This window comes from Cryobacterium psychrotolerans (assembly GCF_900101115.1).
Lineage (GTDB): Bacteria > Actinomycetota > Actinomycetes > Actinomycetales > Microbacteriaceae > Cryobacterium > Cryobacterium psychrotolerans.
This window is the reverse complement of the sequence record NZ_FNFU01000003.1, coordinates 136,746-150,669: the sequence shown is the minus strand read 5'-3', so window position 1 is coordinate 150,669 and position 13,924 is coordinate 136,746. Positions and strand designations below refer to the sequence as shown.

Genomic DNA, 13,924 nt, shown 5'->3' with positions numbered 1-13,924 from the left:
TCGCATAATGCCGCTGACCCGACGCCAGATCTTCCGCCGGCGCCGGATCGCCTTCTTCGGCGCTCTGGCCGTTGTCCTGACGCTTGTCGGGTACCTCGCCACCACCGGGTTTGCCCCCGTGCCCGAGGAAGCCGCCGCGCTCACCCAGCCCGCCGCGCTGACCCAGGCCGCCGCGCAGCCCGACTGGCCCGGCTTCGGTTCGAGCGCCTTCGGAGCCGTCGGCTTCCCCGGGGTCCTGGGATCCTCCGGCGCCACGGAATCCATGCCGATCGCCAGCGTCACGAAGACCGTGACCGCGCTCGTCGTGCTCGACGCCAAGCCGCTCACCGGCAACGAGCCCGGCCCGGACATCACCTTCACCGACGCCGACGTGGAGATCTACTATGACGTCATGGCCGAGAACGGCTCGGTCGCCCCAGTCGTTGCCGGCATGGTCCTCAGCGAGCGCCAGGCCCTCGAGGCCACGATGCTGCCGTCGGCCAACAACTACGCCCTCTCCCTCGCCGTCTGGGCCTACGGCTCCCTCGACGCCTACCTGGCCGCCGCACAGGACTGGCTGGCGAAGAACGGCCTGGACGACACGGCGGTGGCCGACACGAGCGGCCTGTCGACGTCCAGCCGGAGCACCCCGGCCGACCTCGTCAAGATCGGCAAGCTGGCCGTCGCCCACCCGGCGCTGGCCGGGATCGTGGCAGAGCCGAGCGCAAAACTCCCCGTCATCGGCGCCGTCAAGAACACGAACAAACTGCTCGGCCGCTTCGGTGTCGACGGGATCAAGACGGGCACGACCGACGAGGCCGGCGCCTGCCTGCTCTTCTCCACCGACCTGAAGGTCGGCGGCCGCACGGTGACCCTGGTCGGCGTCGTGCTCGGCGGCGCCAACCACACAGACGTGAACCGGGCCGTCGCCGACCTGATCACCACCGCGAAGGCCGGGTTCCGTGAGGTCACGCTGACCGAGAAGGGCACGGCCTACGGCACCTACGCCACCGCCTGGGGCCAGGAGAGCAGCGCCGTCGCCTCCCGGGCGGCATCCGCCCTGGTCTGGTCGGACACGCCGATATCCGGCGCCGCGACCGCTCGCGCGCTCACCCTCGGCGGCAAAAAGGACACCGTCGGCGCCGTCGAGTTCCTGGTCGGCGACAAGACCGTCAGCGTGCCGCTCGTGCTCGACCGCACGATCAGCGACCCGGGACCGGCCTGGCGTTTCTCACATCCCGGCGAGTTGAACGCCGACGGTTAGGCGCGCGGCGCGGACCCCGCGCCCCGGCGGATGAAGTCCGCCACCAGCTTGCCGATGAGCACCGCGTGCTCCACCTCGCCCCGGCGGCCGTCGACCTGTCCCGTGCCGTTGCGGGCAACCGGGCTCCCCTCTCCAGGCTCATGCCCCGCCTGGCATCCGTGGGAGTGCGGGCCGTATCGGCGTCCTGCTCGCCGACCGGCTGCTCGAACTGGGCCTGGCCGACCCCCTGGATCCGCGATCTCGCTCGTCGCCGCCGCGCGGATCACGCGCAGCTCGGCCGCAGCCGCAACCCTGCTCGCACCGGCACCTCGCTGGCGGTGCAGGGCGTGTCGGCGGCCCTCTCGCAGGCCGGGGCGCTCCTGTTGCGCCATTGGTGGCCGCTGACCTTCGTCGGCTGCCTGTTTTCCCGCGTAAAGTTCCGACATGACCCGTTACGTGATCGACGCGCCTACGCTCCTGCACATCGTCGCTAATGGCATCCAGCCCAGCCCCGAGCATCAGATCGTCGCCCCGAACCTCATCCGCTCGCAGGCGCTATCGCTGCTATTCGAGGCAGTACTCAACGGTGACCTCACCGAGGATCTGGCACTTCAGCACCACCGCCGCCTGACCGAACTAAAGATTAGGTTGCTCGGTGACCGGGTGTCACACCGGACTGCTTGGAGGATCGCACGCGAGCAGGGTTGGGAGACAACGTACGACGCGGAATACCTCGCCGTCACCGAGCTTCAGGCCGACGCCCTGGTCACAGTCGACCCCGGGCTGGCAATGAGAGCCAAAGGTGTCGTGCCGCTCGCAAATCTCGACGCGCTAACCGCAAGCTGACGTCAATGAGCGTCCTCATCCTCAAGGGGAACCCGCATCGGACCCTACGGACAACGGTGTCACTGGTGATACCATGTGTCCATGCCCATGACCCTTCGCTTGACTGATGCTGAGGCGGACGCCCTGCGTCGCCGAGCCGAATACGAGAGACGGTCCATGCAGGACGTCGCCAAGCAGGCGGTGCGTGAATACGTCGAGAACCACAGTCGCCAGGACCTCCTGAGCAGTGTCCTTGACGAGGAGCTCCCGCGCTACGCCGAAGCGCTTGAACGTCTCGGAAAGTGATCTATCTCACCTACACGGATCTCCTCTACGTCGGGCAGCGAGCCCTCGGGGGAGACATGCCGGTCCGGGACCAGGGATTGCTTGAGTCGGCGCTGGCCCGTCCGCGCGCGAGCGCGTTCGGAAGGGACGCCTACGGGAGTCTCAATGAGAAGGCCGCGGCGCTGACGCATTCCTTGGCCCGCAATCACGGCTTGATTGACGGTAACAAGCGGCTGAGTCTCGCTGCGCTAATCGCCTTCCTCGGTATGAACGGACGACGGTTGACATGGTCCAATGATGATGCCTACGGATTCATCATGGATGTTGCTTCCGGGCGCCTTGATGACGTTTCCGATATCGCTGACCGAATTGCGCTAGGCAGCGAAGGGCGCTGAGGCGCCGTGGCCGCCTCGATTGCGAACCTGCGGTTCAGCTTCAACTTCCCGAGCATCATCTCCAAGCCCATCCAAGGGTGCACCGTGGTGCACAGGAGTTCTAGATGTCTGCGCCGGCTTTCCCAGGCGCCGCGTCGTCCATGCGACTCTCGGCCACGTCCTCTTCGGGCACCACAGACTCGAGGACTTGGAGCGTGAGGCGGGGATCGTTCAGGTTCTCGATGGCGGCGATGAGGGTGGATGCTGAGCTGTATTCGGGAGAGACCTGCATCAGGACGCGGTTGGTTACGGGATCATACCCGCCGCCGATTCCTGTTGTGCTCGCCGCCATCGGTCGTCCAGGCACCATCAGGGTTCTTGACCAGCTCACCTTCATTGAGGTAGAGCTTCAAGTTCGGAGAGACTCCCGTGCTGAAATCGGTGAGGGTCGCCCAGACCGTGCCATCGCTGCGACCTGCGATCTCGATGGACCCGACTGTCTCGGTCCATTGAGACACGAAACGCCCGGAAAGTGGAAGCTGCCGCTCGAATCAGCTCATCCCGGCGGAATCGTTCTGGCTCGCCTCCGCCGTCGGAGACGTTGATGGCGTTGGCGTTGGCGTTGGCTTTGGCTTTGGCTTTGAGGTCGACGTTTGAGCCTGAGAGTCAACGCTCGGATTCAGGGGTGCTGCCGCAGCCGCTGGAACAGAGCACGATCACCCCAGCCAGCACTAATGCCGATGTCTGATGTCTGATGTAGATCGAATCGCATGCGCTCGAACCTACCGGTCAGGCACCCTTGCTGGCGCATCCGGATATGCAGAGTTCCACAGATGTGCGTGCGACATCGCCCCTTCCTACCAGGCAACCGTGACGCTTCATCAGAGTCGATCCATGCCGCACCGGCGTCGAACGCCGAGGGGCAGTTCGGGTCAGGGGGGATTGGGAGGTCAGGTCACGGCTGGAGCCGGCCGAACGGCGCCGCTTCGGGACGTTTGGGCAGCACGTGGTCGCCCGATGACTGGTGCCGCACCCGCCGGAGCACCCACGGGACGAGGTATTCCCGCGCCCAGGCGAGGTCTTCCGTCCTGGCCCGGCGCCAGGTGGTGCCCGGCATCGGCTCCGGCCGCTGCGGCTCCAGCGCGTTGGGCACGTTGAGGGAGGAAAGCACCATGCGCGCGACCGTGTGGTGGCCGAGCGCGTTCAGGTGCAACCGGTCCGGCGCCCACATCCGCACATCCCGGATCTCGGTGAGTCCCCAGAGGTCGGCGACGACGCAGTCGTACCGGGCCGCGATCGCACGCATGTTCTCGGTGTAGATGGCCACCTTCCCCCGCAGGTGCCGGAGCACGGGGGAGAAGCCGACGTCGACCCCGGTGAACAGCACGACCTGCGCGCCGTCCCTGGTGAGGCGCCGTACCGCCAGCTCGCACCGCGCGGCGATGAGGTCCGGGTCGGTGCCCAGGCGGATCACGTCGTTGCCGCCGGCCGACAGGGTGACGAGGTCCGGTCGCAGGGCGAGGGCGGGCTCGACCTGTTCGGCGACGATTTCCCTGATCAGCTTCCCACGCACGGCGAGATTCGCGTAGGCGAGGTCGTCTGTGCCCTAACGGAGGACCTCGGCCACCCGGTCGGCCCAGCCCCGGTGCCCGCCGGGACTGGCCGGCTCCGGGTCGCCGATGCCTTCCGTGAAGGAGTCACCGAGAGCCACGTAGCGCGACCAGGGATGCTGCTGCTGGGACATGGCTCGGGTTTCCCTTCCGTGCGAAAGTGTCGGTCCGACTTGATAGGTTCTTATGAAGTGAATACTCCACCTGTTTTCGGTCCTGCGCAGGGAACGAGTGCAGCCGAGCACCTGTCGCCCTCATTTCCGGAACGCGCTGCGTGGGGTACGGCCAGCAAACTCCGCGCCTGGCAGGCGGAGGCCCTCGAGGCGTACTTCCTGCACGAGCCCCGTGACTTCCTCGCCGCGGCCACACCGGGCGCCGGCAAGACCACGTTCGCCCTGCGGCTGGCCGCGGAGCTGCGTGCCCGGCGGGTGATCGACCGGATCACCGTGGTCGCCCCGACCGAGCACCTCAAGCGCCAGTGGGCCGACGCCGCGGCCCGCGCCGGGATCCGGCTGGACCCCATGTTCAAGAACGCGAACGGGCGGTACGGCAACCACTACCACGGCGTTGCCGTGACCTACGCGCAGGTGGCGAGTCGGGCCGCCCTGCACCGGGAACTGACCCAGTCCAGCCGCACGCTCGTGATCCTCGACGAGGTGCACCACGGCGGTGACGCTCTCAGCTGGGGCGACGCCATCCGCGAGGCGTTCGAACCGGCGACGCGGCGCCTGTCGCTGACCGGTACTCCGTTCCGGTCGGACACCTCACCGATCCCGTTCGTGAGCTATCTGCCCGACAAGCACGGCATCCGGCTGTCCCAGAGCGATTACAACTACGGCTACGGGCGCGCCCTCGAAGACGGTGTCGTGCGCCCGGTGATGTTCATGGTCTACGCCGGGCACATGAAGTGGCGCACGCGGGCCGGCGACGAGATGGAGGCCAAACTCGGCGAGGGCAACACCAAGGACATCACCTCCCAGGCCTGGCGCACGGCGCTCGAGCCCACCGGGCAGTGGATCCCGGCCGTGCTCCGGGCGGCCGACATCCGCCTCACCGAGGTGCGGCACGGCATTCCGGATGCCGGCGGGCTCGTCATCGCGACCGACCAGACCACCGCGCGGGCATACGCGGCCATCCTCGAGGAGATCTCCGGCGAGAAGGTGACGGTCGTGCTCTCCGACGAGAAGGAGTCGAGCGACCGGATCGACGAATTCTCGCACAACACCAGCCGCTGGATGGTCGCGGTGCGGATGGTGTCCGAGGGCGTCGACGTTCCGCGCCTGGCCGTGGGGGTCTACGCGACCAGTGCCTCCACCCCGCTGTTCTTCGCGCAGGCGATCGGCCGGTTCGTGCGCGCCCGGCGCCGCGGCGAGACCGCGTCGATCTTCCTGCCGAACGTTCCCGGCCTGCTGAGCCTGGCCAACGCCCTCGAACTGGAGCGCGACCACGCCCTCGACCGCAGCAACCGCGACGACGGCGATGACGGGATGTTCAACCCCGAAGACGCCATGGTGGCCGCGGCCAACACGCAGGAGAAGGCCTCGGACGACCTCGGCGAGGAGTTCACCTGGCAGGCCATCGACTCCCAGGCGACCTTCGACATGGTCATGTTCAACGGCGACGAGTTCGGCGCGCTGGCCGAACCCGGCACCGACGAGGAATTCGATTTCATCGGCATCCCCGGGTTGCTGGAGCCCGAGCAGGTCTCCGAGCTGCTGCGCCAGCGGCAGCACCGGCAGTCCAGGCGCTCCACCGACCGGCGGAAGGACCCCGTCACCGGCGAGATCGCCCCGGAAGAGCCGCCGCCGCTCTACCGCACGCTCAAGGAGCAGCGCACGCTGCTGGCGAGCCTGGTGGGCATGTGGTCGAAGATGGCCGACGAGCCGCACGGCATGGTGCACGCCGAACTTCGCCGCGAGTGCGGCGGCCCGGCCGTCGCCCAGGCCAGCGTCACCCAGCTGCAGAAGCGGATCGACCTGCTCCGTCGCCGTCTCGGCCGGAGCTGACCCTCACCCTCGCCGCCCTCGCCGAAGCGTCCCCCGATCCGTCGCCGAACAGTGAGTTCGGCACCTTCGTTGGGCCCGGGAAGGTGCCAAACTCACAGTTCGGCGGGTGGGGCAGCGGCCTCTAGGCCGTTTCGACCAGCTCGACGAGCAGCTCGGCCGCAGGCTCGGCGACCAGAACGAACTCGGGAGAGGCGGCCTCGAGGGCGGCCAGGATGTCGGCGGTGAGGTCGTCGGCGTGCTCGAGGCCGATCGAGATGCGCACGATTCCGGCCCCGGGCTTGGCGCTCGCCTCGACCGGTCGGTGGGTGAGCGAGGCCGGGTGCTGCACGAGGGAGTCGACCCCGCCAAGCGAGACGGCGTGGGTGATCAGGCGGCAGGCCTCGGTGAAACGCGCTGCCGCGTCGAACCCGCCCGCGAATTCGAGGGCGATCAGGGAGCCGGCGCCGGCGGTCTGCCGGCCAATCAGGCCCTGCGGGTCCTGGCCGGGCAGTCCGGGGTAGAGCACGCGCGTGAGGGCGGGGTGGCCGACGAGCGTGTTCGCCACCTCGGCTGCGGTCGCCTGCTGGGCTCGCACGCGCAGGGGCAGGGTGCGGAGGCCGCGGTGGAGCATGTAGGCGCCGAACGGGTGCAGGATGCCCCCGGTCACCGCGCGCACCTGGCGCAGGCGCACGATCCAATCCTGGGGGCCGGAGACCGTGCCGCCCATGACGTCGCCGTGGCCGCCGAGGTACTTCGTGGCGCTGTGCAGCACCAGCGTCGCGCCGGACTCGATCGGGCGCTGCAGCACGGGGGTCGCGAAGGTGTTGTCGACGAGCACCGGGACGTTGCCCGCGGCATCCGCGACGGCCCGGATGTCGGTGAGCTCGAGGGTCGGGTTCGCCGGCGACTCGAGGATGACCAGGCCGGTCTCGGGGCGGATGGCGGCCGCGACACCGGCAGCATCGACCCAGGTCACCGTGGTGCCGAGCAGCCCGGTGGCCAGGACGTGGTCCGTGCCGCCGTAGATGGGGCGCAGCGCGACGACGTGGTTCTTGCCGGCGGCAACGGAGGCGATCAGCACGGCGGCCAGGGCGGCCATGCCGGTGGCGAAGGCGACGGTGCCCTCGGTGCCTTCGAGAGCCGACAGGCCATCCTCGAAGCGTGCGACGCCGGGCTGCCAGAGCCGCTGGTACACCGCGGACTCGCCCTGAATGATGTCCCCGCCGGTGGCGAGGTTCTCGTAGGAGTCGCCTCCGGACTCGACCCCGGCAAGCGGGTTCGTGGTCGACAGGTCGATCACCGGAACGTGCGACCCTGACTCGGTGACACCCTCCATCCCGGCGTGGACGGCGATGGTTTCAATGTGTGACGACGATGGCAACATGCTCTGAGGAAAGCAGATGCTGTGTTCCAGCGCAAGAACACGTGGAGAGTCTTCTGAACGAGCCCCATTCATCGAATATGCTTTCCTGTGACGAAAGGCTGCACGCATGGATTCGAAGAAGGCCGACCTCGACCGGGTTGACCGCGCGCTGCTCCGCGCGCTGTCGGTGAATGCGCGCGCGTCGGGGGCGGCCCTGGCCGCCGAAATCGGCGTCGCGGAGTCGACCGTGTCGTTGCGGCTCCGCCGGCTCCAGCAGCTCGGCCACATCCGCGGTTACCGGGCCAACATCGACCTTGCGGCCCTCGGCGCCTCCCTCCAGGCGCTCATCTCCGTGCGACTGGCCAAGCACGCCCGCGGGCAGATCGACGAGTTCCGCAACGCGGCCCCGCACTGGCCCGGCGTGATCGGGATGTTCCACACGGCCGGGGCGGACGACTACCTTCTGCACGTGGCCGCCGCCGACGCGTCTCACCTGCGCGACTTCGTCCTCGAACACCTCGCCGAGCATCCTGCCGTCGCCCACACGGAGACCAACCTCATCTTCGAGTACGTGGACGGGGACGGCTGGCAGGATCTCGTCAAGTAGGTGACGGACGGCCCGCAGATTCGCTAGCGTCGTGGCGTGTCCACGACTGCGCCGCTGATCCGGATCGGCATCTCCGGCTGGCGCTACGCGCCCTGGCGCGGGGTCTTCTACCCGCCGCACCTGCCCCAGCGGCGGGAGCTCGAGTTCGCGGCGGAGCACCTCGACACCATCGAACTCAACGGGTCGTTCTATTCGCTGCAACGGCCGGAGAGCTACCTCCGCTGGCGGGACGAGACGCCGCCGGGCTTCGTGTTCTCGGTGAAGGGCCCGAGATACATCACGCACATGCTCCGCCTGCGGAACGCGCGGCTGGCCCTCGCCAACTTCTTCGCGTCCGGGCCGCTGGCCCTCGGCAGGAAACTGGGCCCTGTGCTCTGGCAACTGCCGGCCCGGCACACCTTTGACGCCGCCGAACTGGACGAGTTCCTGGCCCTGCTCCCGCACGCCACCGCCCGGGCCGCAGCCCTGGCCGGCGAGCACGACGAGCGGCTCGACGGGAGGGCGTTCACCCTGCCGGGAGAGGACCGGCCTCTTCGGCATGCGCTGGAAGTGCGCTCGGCGACGTTCGTCGACGAGCGGTGCTACGACATCCTGCGGCGCCATGGAGTCGCCCTCGTCGTGGCCGACGCGGCCGGGGACTGGCCGCGCTTTACCGAGGTAACGACCGACTTCGTTTATGTGCGGCTGCACGGGGCCGAGGAGCTCTACGCCTCGGGCTATACCGATGCGGCGCTCGACGACTGGGCCGCCCGGGTGCGCGGCTGGTCCGGCGGGGCATCCTGCCCGGATGGAGTTGGCCGCGACGTGTACGTCTACTTCGACAATGACGCGAAGGTTCGGGCCCCGTTCGACGCGATGTCCCTCCGTGATCGACTCCGTACCGGGGCAGGATGAACCCTGAGGAGCGTCACCCCTGAACAAATGGCGCGTGGGCCCGGGAACGCCTGATTCCTGCGCTTGTCCTCCACAGGTCGGGCGTGCGATTTGTTGTACACAAAGGCCGGTCAGGGGTGGTTTCGGGCCGGAGGAATGTCGGTGGTTCGCCGTACCGTTGGGGTATGAAAACCTTCACAGCACTACCCGGTCGGGCACTGCCGGCCGGCCCTAACCCGGGCGTTGACCCGGGTGTCGCCCCCGACCAGGGTCAGCCGCTGACAGCGGCGGCGGTCCACCTGGAGGAACTCGGCGCCCTCATCGACGACGTCACCGCCATCGACAAGGCGATGGCGGTGCAGGCCGCGGCCCGGGTGGTCGCGATCGACGCCGCGCGGCTCTGCAGCGAGCGGGAGCTCGACGGCAGCGCGTTCAGCCCGGCGTTGACCCGCCGGTCCCTGGTGGCCGAGCTGGCCTGCGCGCTGCGGATCCCGGAGTCAACCGCTTCGGGCCTGCTGGAGAGCAGCCGCAGCCTGGTCCACGACCTGCCCGACACCCTGGCGGCCCTGGCCGCGGGGCGGATCGGCTACCGGCAGGCGATCACCCTCGTCAACGAAACCGCGGGACTTCCGGAGGCGGCGGCCCGGCAGCTGGAGCAGGAGGCGTTGCCGTCGGCCGGCCGGTTGACGGCGTCGCAGTTCGAGAGGAAGACGAGGAAGCTTCGGGAGCGGATCGATCCGGAGTCGATCACGGCCCGGCATGTGCGGAGCGTGGCCGACCGGGCCGTGCGGTTCGACCCGGCCCGCGACGGGATGGGCTGGCTGAGCGCCTACCTGCCGGCGTCGGACGCCCTCGGCGTTTATGGCCAGGTGACGGACCGGGCGATCGCCCTGCAGGGGCCGGACGAGCCGCGCACGCTCACCCAGCTGCGGGCGGACGTGTTCCGCGACCTGCTCCTGCAGACCGGCTGCGCGGAGACTGGCTGCACGGAAGCCGGCTGCACGGAGGCCGGTTGCACGGAGGCCGGCTGCACGGAGCCCGGCTGCACGGAGACGGCCGGGGCGGCCGGCAGCCTGGGCGGGCTGCGGCCGAACCTGATCGTGACGGTCCCGATGCTCACCCTCCTCGGTGTCACCGAGGAGCCCGGCAGCCTCGACGGGTACGGGCCGATCGATCCCGACACGGCCAGGGCGCTGGCGGCGAAGTGTCCGAGCGCGGTGCGGATCCTGACCCACCCCGAGACCGGCGCGGTGCTCTCGGTCGGCCGGGACCGGTACACGATCCCAGCCTCGCTCCGCACGATGCTTCAGGTGCGCGACGGCACCTGCCGGCACCCCGGGTGCAGCCGGGCGGCCAGCCGCTCGGACATCGACCACGGCCTCGACTGGGCATTCGGCGGGAGGACCGACCACAACAACCTCGCCCACCTCTGCCCCGCCAGCCACGCCCTCAAACACGAGGCCGGCTGGAAAGTCAGCCAGGCCGAGGACGGAACCGGCACCCTCACCTGGACCACTCCGACCGGCCACACCTACGTGACCGAATCGGAGACCATCATCGGCACCGCCATCAGCGCCGAACTCCGACAGAAGGCCACGCGGACCGACGACGGACGTTCGGAGGAATAGTCCTTCTAACACGTCACCCTTCCGGCTCGCCGAACCGTGAGTTCGGACCCTTCCGGCTCGCCGAACCGTGAGTCCGGACCCTTCCCACCGGAATGAACGTGCCGAACTCACGGTTCGGCGGGAGGCTCGGTACGACTTGGGCGTGCGGTCGTGCTCAAAACGAGTGCGGCGGGCGACCGCATGCCGGCCGTTAACGAGACAACGCCCCCACCGAGGTGGGGGCGTTGTCGAAGCTCAGATTGAGCAGTTGCGCAATTTAGAGGGCGCGGATGTTCTCGGCCTGGGGACCCTTGGGGCCCTGGGTTACCTCGAACTCGACCTTCTGGTTCTCGTCGAGCGACTTGTAGCCGTTCGAAGCGATCGCGGAGTAGTGCGCGAACACGTCGGCGCTTCCGTCGTCGGGAGCGATGAAGCCGAAGCCCTTTTCAGCGTTGAACCATTTCACGGTACCTGTTGCCATTTGAAACTCCTCCAGGAGTGTTTAGATCGAACCCGACTGTCGGGCCCGTTCGTCGCGGTATTCGTCGTCCGCTTCCTTAAGGAATAGCGCGCATCAACCGAGATCGATGCGATTTTAAGACGTGCAAGCACTACAACTACTGACACAACACTAGCCCACAATGCTGAGTTAGTGCCGTATTGGTCAAAAGAACCATGTCGAACCGTAATGATTGCCGGACGGACGGTCCCGCCGGGGGCCTATTCGGCCGTGACGAAATCGATCAGTTGCTCGACTCGTCCGAGCAACTGGGGTTCCAAATCGGCGAAGGACCGCACCCGGCCGAGAATGCGCTGCCAGGCGCGGGCGATGTCGGCCTGGTCCTCGTGCGGCCAGCCGAGCGCCGCGCAGATGCCGTGCTTCCACTCGACCGAGCGAGGCACCTGGGGCCAGGCGGCCAGGCCGAGACGTTCGGGTTTGACCGACTGCCAGACGTCAACGTACGGATGCCCGACCACGAGAACGTTGCGGCCGTGCGGTCCCCTGGCCACCGCCTCCGCAATGCGGCTCTCCTTGGACCCGGGCACGAGGTGGTCGACCAGCACGCCCACGCGGCGGCCGACGCCCGGACGGAACTCGGACAGGAGTTCTTCGAGATTGTCCACGCCTTCGATGTATTCGACGACGACGCCCTCGATGCGAAGGTCGGCGCCCCAGACCTTTTCGACGAGTTCGGCGTCGTGGCGTCCTTCGACGAAGATGCGACTGGCCCGAGCAATGCGGGCGGGCGCGTCCTTCACCGCCATGGAGCCGGACGCTGTGCGGGCCCGGGTCGCGGGCGCCTTTGCCGCCGGGACGACCAGCACCACCGGCTTGCCGTCGATCAGAAACCCGGCGCCGAGGGGGAACAGACGGAGTTTGCCGTGCCGGTCCTCGAGGGTGACGATCTTCTTCTCGACGCGAATCACGGCACCGCAGAACCCGGTCGTGGCCTCCTCGACCACCAGGTCGCGGACGGCTTCCCGGGTGGGGATCACCGTGCGACCGACGTCGCGCCAGCCGGGGGAGAGCACGTCGGCGCCGTATCGTTCGTTCATCATCCGATCGACGTTAGCCGAGATTGGACTCGATCTCCGGAGGCGGGCGGGTGGCACGCGCTGCGGTCCGAGGGCCACAGGTCAGGCCCTCTCCGGCATCGTCGGCTGTCGCCGGCCCGCGATAGCCTGTCGGTATGTGTGGTCGATTTGTCATCACCGATACGGCGGAGGACCTCGCCGCCATGTTCGACGTCGAGCACGTGGGGGAAGGTATCCCCGACCCTTCGTGGAACGTCAAACCCACGGAGCAGATACCGATCGTGCTCGAGTCGGTGAAAGACGGCCCCGTCGTGCGCCGCCTCGAATCCGCCCGCTGGTCACTCGTCCCGTCGTTCTCGAAGCAGCTCACGTCCGGCTACCCCACCTTCAACGCCCGGGCGGAAGAAGCCGCGGAGAAAGCCTCGTACAAGAATTCGGTGGCGTCGAAGCGGGCCCTCATTCCCGCCGCGGGCTACTACGAGTGGCACACGGCGGGCAAGGTCAAGACTCCCTATTTCGTACACTCCGACGACGGCCTGCCCCTGGCCCTCGCGGGCCTCTATTCCTGGTGGCGGAATCCCGCGCTGCCTGGCGACGACCCTGCGCGCTGGGTCCTCACCGCTACGATCCTCACCTCGGACGCGCAGGGCGCCCTGGCCGAAATCCACGACCGCACTCCGGTTGTGCTCCCGGAGGAGTGGTGGGACCAGTGGCTCGACCCGCACACCGCAGGAGACCAGAGTCTGGTCGACGCCGCAGTGGCGGCGTCGCGACCGCCGGCTGCCGGGCTACGCTTCTATGAGGTCGCCCCGCTGGCCGGCGCTGCCAACGGGCCCGAGCTCACCGAACCGGTGGGCAGCGAGCATGTGGCCGGCGCGTCCGGAGACCCACGCGGATGAGCGAACAGCCGGCGGCGCAGGCCGACGACCGCAGGGAGACGTCCGACGAGCGTCTCGACCGCAACTGGGATTCGCTGTTGCAGGAGTTGCGCGTCACTCAAACGGGCACGCAAATCCTCAGCGGATTCCTGCTGGCCGTCGCCTTCCAGCCGCGATTCACGGAGCTCGACGGCTACCAGATCGCGGTGTACCTGGCGCTGGTCTCTGTCGCGGCGATCACGACCGCCGTCGGCCTCGGCCCGGTCAGTCTCCACCGCATCCTCTTCCGGCGCCACGCGATGGCCCAGGTCGTGAGGATCGGCAACGTCCTGGTGCGCATCACGCTGGCCGGGGTGGCGATCGTGTTGACGGGGACGACCCTGCTCATTTTCGATGTCGTGCTGGGGCGCGCGGCCGGGCTGGCCGCGGCCGCCGCCGTCCTCGCGCTCACCCTCTTGATTTGGCTCATTGTGCCGCGTTCGGTTCGGCCCGACGGCCCCTGACCCGGTACGCTCAAATCATCGGCCCGGCGAGACTGGCGGGCACCGCATCGAAAGGACCACCCATGCATGTCGTCGCCTTCATCGTCGCGATGGCCGTCTTCGTCCTCGGTCTCTGGCTGTTCGGGCTCGCCTTCGCGGTCACCGCCTTCCAGGCGCCGATCTTCTTCGCCGGAATCCTCGCGGTCGCAATTGCGCTGTGGATTCCGACCCGGGTCATCCGCAACTAGGGCCACACCTCGCCTGCTGTCGACGGGCG

General features: G+C 68.4%; 15 protein-coding genes and 1 pseudogene. 11 read left to right on the top strand and 5 right to left on the bottom strand.

The window, feature by feature from the left end; translation table 11 throughout:
• The first annotated feature begins 7 nt into the window (after window positions 1-7).
• The 4 genes from BLQ39_RS04050 (at window position 8) to BLQ39_RS04035 (ending at window position 2,727) form a co-directional block, all read left to right on the top strand.
• Window positions 8-1,243 (top strand): D-alanyl-D-alanine carboxypeptidase family protein, encoded by a 1,236-nt coding sequence (locus BLQ39_RS04050; protein WP_241982806.1) that lies wholly within the window; start codon window positions 8-10, stop codon window positions 1,241-1,243.
• Window positions 1,244-1,666: 423 nt separating this feature from the next.
• Window positions 1,667-2,068, top strand: a complete 402-nt coding sequence (locus BLQ39_RS04045) for a type II toxin-antitoxin system VapC family toxin (protein WP_092321945.1) — start codon at window positions 1,667-1,669, stop codon at window positions 2,066-2,068.
• Between the two features lie 81 nt (window positions 2,069-2,149).
• Window positions 2,150-2,353: a ribbon-helix-helix domain-containing protein gene (locus tag BLQ39_RS04040; RefSeq protein WP_174775338.1), complete on the top strand. Its 204-nt coding sequence runs from the start codon at window positions 2,150-2,152 to the stop codon at window positions 2,351-2,353.
• Window positions 2,350-2,727: a type II toxin-antitoxin system death-on-curing family toxin gene (locus BLQ39_RS04035; protein WP_092321944.1), complete on the top strand. Its 378-nt coding sequence runs from the start codon at window positions 2,350-2,352 to the stop codon at window positions 2,725-2,727. Before BLQ39_RS04040 ends, BLQ39_RS04035 begins: the two co-directional genes overlap by 4 nt.
• Before the next feature lie 100 nt (window positions 2,728-2,827).
• Here the strand turns inward: BLQ39_RS04035 and BLQ39_RS04030 are convergent, their stop codons facing one another.
• On the bottom strand, window positions 2,828-3,103 hold the full coding sequence (locus BLQ39_RS04030) for a hypothetical protein (RefSeq protein WP_134574718.1): 276 nt from the start codon (window positions 3,101-3,103) through the stop codon (window positions 2,828-2,830).
• A 558-nt stretch (window positions 3,104-3,661) separates the two neighbouring features.
• A pseudogene (locus tag BLQ39_RS04025) lies at window positions 3,662-4,450 on the bottom strand (SGNH/GDSL hydrolase family protein).
• A 57-nt stretch (window positions 4,451-4,507) separates the two neighbouring features.
• On the opposite strand from BLQ39_RS04025, the gene BLQ39_RS04020 reads away from it, so the two are divergent.
• Complete coding sequence (locus BLQ39_RS04020) at window positions 4,508-6,322, top strand: DEAD/DEAH box helicase (protein WP_241977096.1); 1,815 nt, start codon at window positions 4,508-4,510, stop codon at window positions 6,320-6,322.
• Between the two features lie 121 nt (window positions 6,323-6,443).
• Here the strand turns inward: BLQ39_RS04020 and BLQ39_RS04015 are convergent, their stop codons facing one another.
• A complete protein-coding gene (locus BLQ39_RS04015; protein ID WP_092321941.1) occupies window positions 6,444-7,685 on the bottom strand; it encodes a trans-sulfuration enzyme family protein in 1,242 nt (413 codons plus the stop codon).
• Between the two features lie 106 nt (window positions 7,686-7,791).
• On the opposite strand from BLQ39_RS04015, the gene BLQ39_RS04010 reads away from it, so the two are divergent.
• From BLQ39_RS04010 to BLQ39_RS04000, 3 genes are all read left to right on the top strand, one after another.
• Complete coding sequence (locus BLQ39_RS04010; RefSeq protein WP_092321939.1) at window positions 7,792-8,271, top strand: Lrp/AsnC family transcriptional regulator; 480 nt, start codon at window positions 7,792-7,794, stop codon at window positions 8,269-8,271.
• Between the two features lie 36 nt (window positions 8,272-8,307).
• Window positions 8,308-9,165 carry a DUF72 domain-containing protein gene (locus BLQ39_RS04005; protein ID WP_092321938.1) on the top strand — a complete coding sequence of 286 codons (858 nt, stop codon included), beginning with the start codon at window positions 8,308-8,310 and terminating at the stop codon, window positions 9,163-9,165.
• A 164-nt stretch (window positions 9,166-9,329) separates the two neighbouring features.
• Window positions 9,330-10,772 carry an HNH endonuclease signature motif containing protein gene (locus tag BLQ39_RS04000; RefSeq protein WP_092321937.1) on the top strand — a complete coding sequence of 481 codons (1,443 nt, stop codon included), beginning with the start codon at window positions 9,330-9,332 and terminating at the stop codon, window positions 10,770-10,772.
• Between the two features lie 256 nt (window positions 10,773-11,028).
• Here BLQ39_RS04000 and cspE read toward each other — a convergent pair whose 3' ends face one another.
• The gene (gene cspE, locus BLQ39_RS03995; RefSeq protein ID WP_035840308.1) at window positions 11,029-11,232 is read right to left on the bottom strand and encodes a transcription antiterminator/RNA stability regulator CspE; all 204 of its coding nucleotides are present in this window, start codon (window positions 11,230-11,232) and stop codon (window positions 11,029-11,031) included.
• A 239-nt stretch (window positions 11,233-11,471) separates the two neighbouring features.
• Window positions 11,472-12,308, bottom strand: a complete 837-nt coding sequence (locus tag BLQ39_RS03990; protein WP_092322116.1) for a DUF3097 domain-containing protein — start codon at window positions 12,306-12,308, stop codon at window positions 11,472-11,474.
• 134 nt (window positions 12,309-12,442) lie between these two features.
• Between BLQ39_RS03990 and BLQ39_RS03985 the strand changes: the two genes are divergently transcribed.
• The 3 genes from BLQ39_RS03985 to BLQ39_RS15765 all read left to right on the top strand — a co-directional run bounded on the left by BLQ39_RS03985 (window position 12,443) and on the right by BLQ39_RS15765 (window position 13,895).
• Complete coding sequence (locus BLQ39_RS03985; protein ID WP_092321935.1) at window positions 12,443-13,186, top strand: SOS response-associated peptidase; 744 nt, start codon at window positions 12,443-12,445, stop codon at window positions 13,184-13,186.
• Window positions 13,183-13,668 (top strand): DUF6328 family protein, encoded by a 486-nt coding sequence (locus BLQ39_RS03980; protein WP_092321934.1) that lies wholly within the window; start codon window positions 13,183-13,185, stop codon window positions 13,666-13,668. The genes BLQ39_RS03985 and BLQ39_RS03980 overlap by 4 nt, the downstream gene beginning before the upstream one ends.
• A 62-nt stretch (window positions 13,669-13,730) precedes the next feature.
• Window positions 13,731-13,895: a hypothetical protein gene (locus BLQ39_RS15765; RefSeq protein ID WP_166784368.1), complete on the top strand. Its 165-nt coding sequence runs from the start codon at window positions 13,731-13,733 to the stop codon at window positions 13,893-13,895.
• The last annotated feature ends 29 nt before the right edge of the window (window positions 13,896-13,924 follow it).

Excerpts from the sequence above, each read along its gene's own strand:
- BLQ39_RS04050 (WP_241982806.1), top strand. The coding sequence starts at position 8 with ATGCCGCTGACCCGACGCCAGATCTTCCGCCGGCGCCGGATCGCCTTC.
- BLQ39_RS04045 (WP_092321945.1), top strand. The coding sequence starts at position 1,667 with ATGACCCGTTACGTGATCGACGCGCCTACGCTCCTGCACATCGTCGCT.
- BLQ39_RS04040 (WP_174775338.1), top strand. The coding sequence starts at position 2,150 with ATGCCCATGACCCTTCGCTTGACTGATGCTGAGGCGGACGCCCTGCGT.
- BLQ39_RS04030 (WP_134574718.1), bottom strand. The coding sequence starts at position 3,103 with ATGAAGGTGAGCTGGTCAAGAACCCTGATGGTGCCTGGACGACCGATG.
- BLQ39_RS04015 (WP_092321941.1), bottom strand. The coding sequence starts at position 7,685 with ATGTTGCCATCGTCGTCACACATTGAAACCATCGCCGTCCACGCCGGG.
- BLQ39_RS04010 (WP_092321939.1), top strand. The coding sequence starts at position 7,792 with ATGGATTCGAAGAAGGCCGACCTCGACCGGGTTGACCGCGCGCTGCTC.
- BLQ39_RS04000 (WP_092321937.1), top strand. The coding sequence starts at position 9,330 with ATGAAAACCTTCACAGCACTACCCGGTCGGGCACTGCCGGCCGGCCCT.
- cspE (WP_035840308.1), bottom strand. The coding sequence starts at position 11,232 with ATGGCAACAGGTACCGTGAAATGGTTCAACGCTGAAAAGGGCTTCGGC.
- BLQ39_RS03990 (WP_092322116.1), bottom strand. The coding sequence starts at position 12,308 with ATGAACGAACGATACGGCGCCGACGTGCTCTCCCCCGGCTGGCGCGAC.
- BLQ39_RS03985 (WP_092321935.1), top strand. The coding sequence starts at position 12,443 with ATGTGTGGTCGATTTGTCATCACCGATACGGCGGAGGACCTCGCCGCC.
- BLQ39_RS03980 (WP_092321934.1), top strand. The coding sequence starts at position 13,183 with ATGAGCGAACAGCCGGCGGCGCAGGCCGACGACCGCAGGGAGACGTCC.
- BLQ39_RS15765 (WP_166784368.1), top strand. The coding sequence starts at position 13,731 with ATGCATGTCGTCGCCTTCATCGTCGCGATGGCCGTCTTCGTCCTCGGT.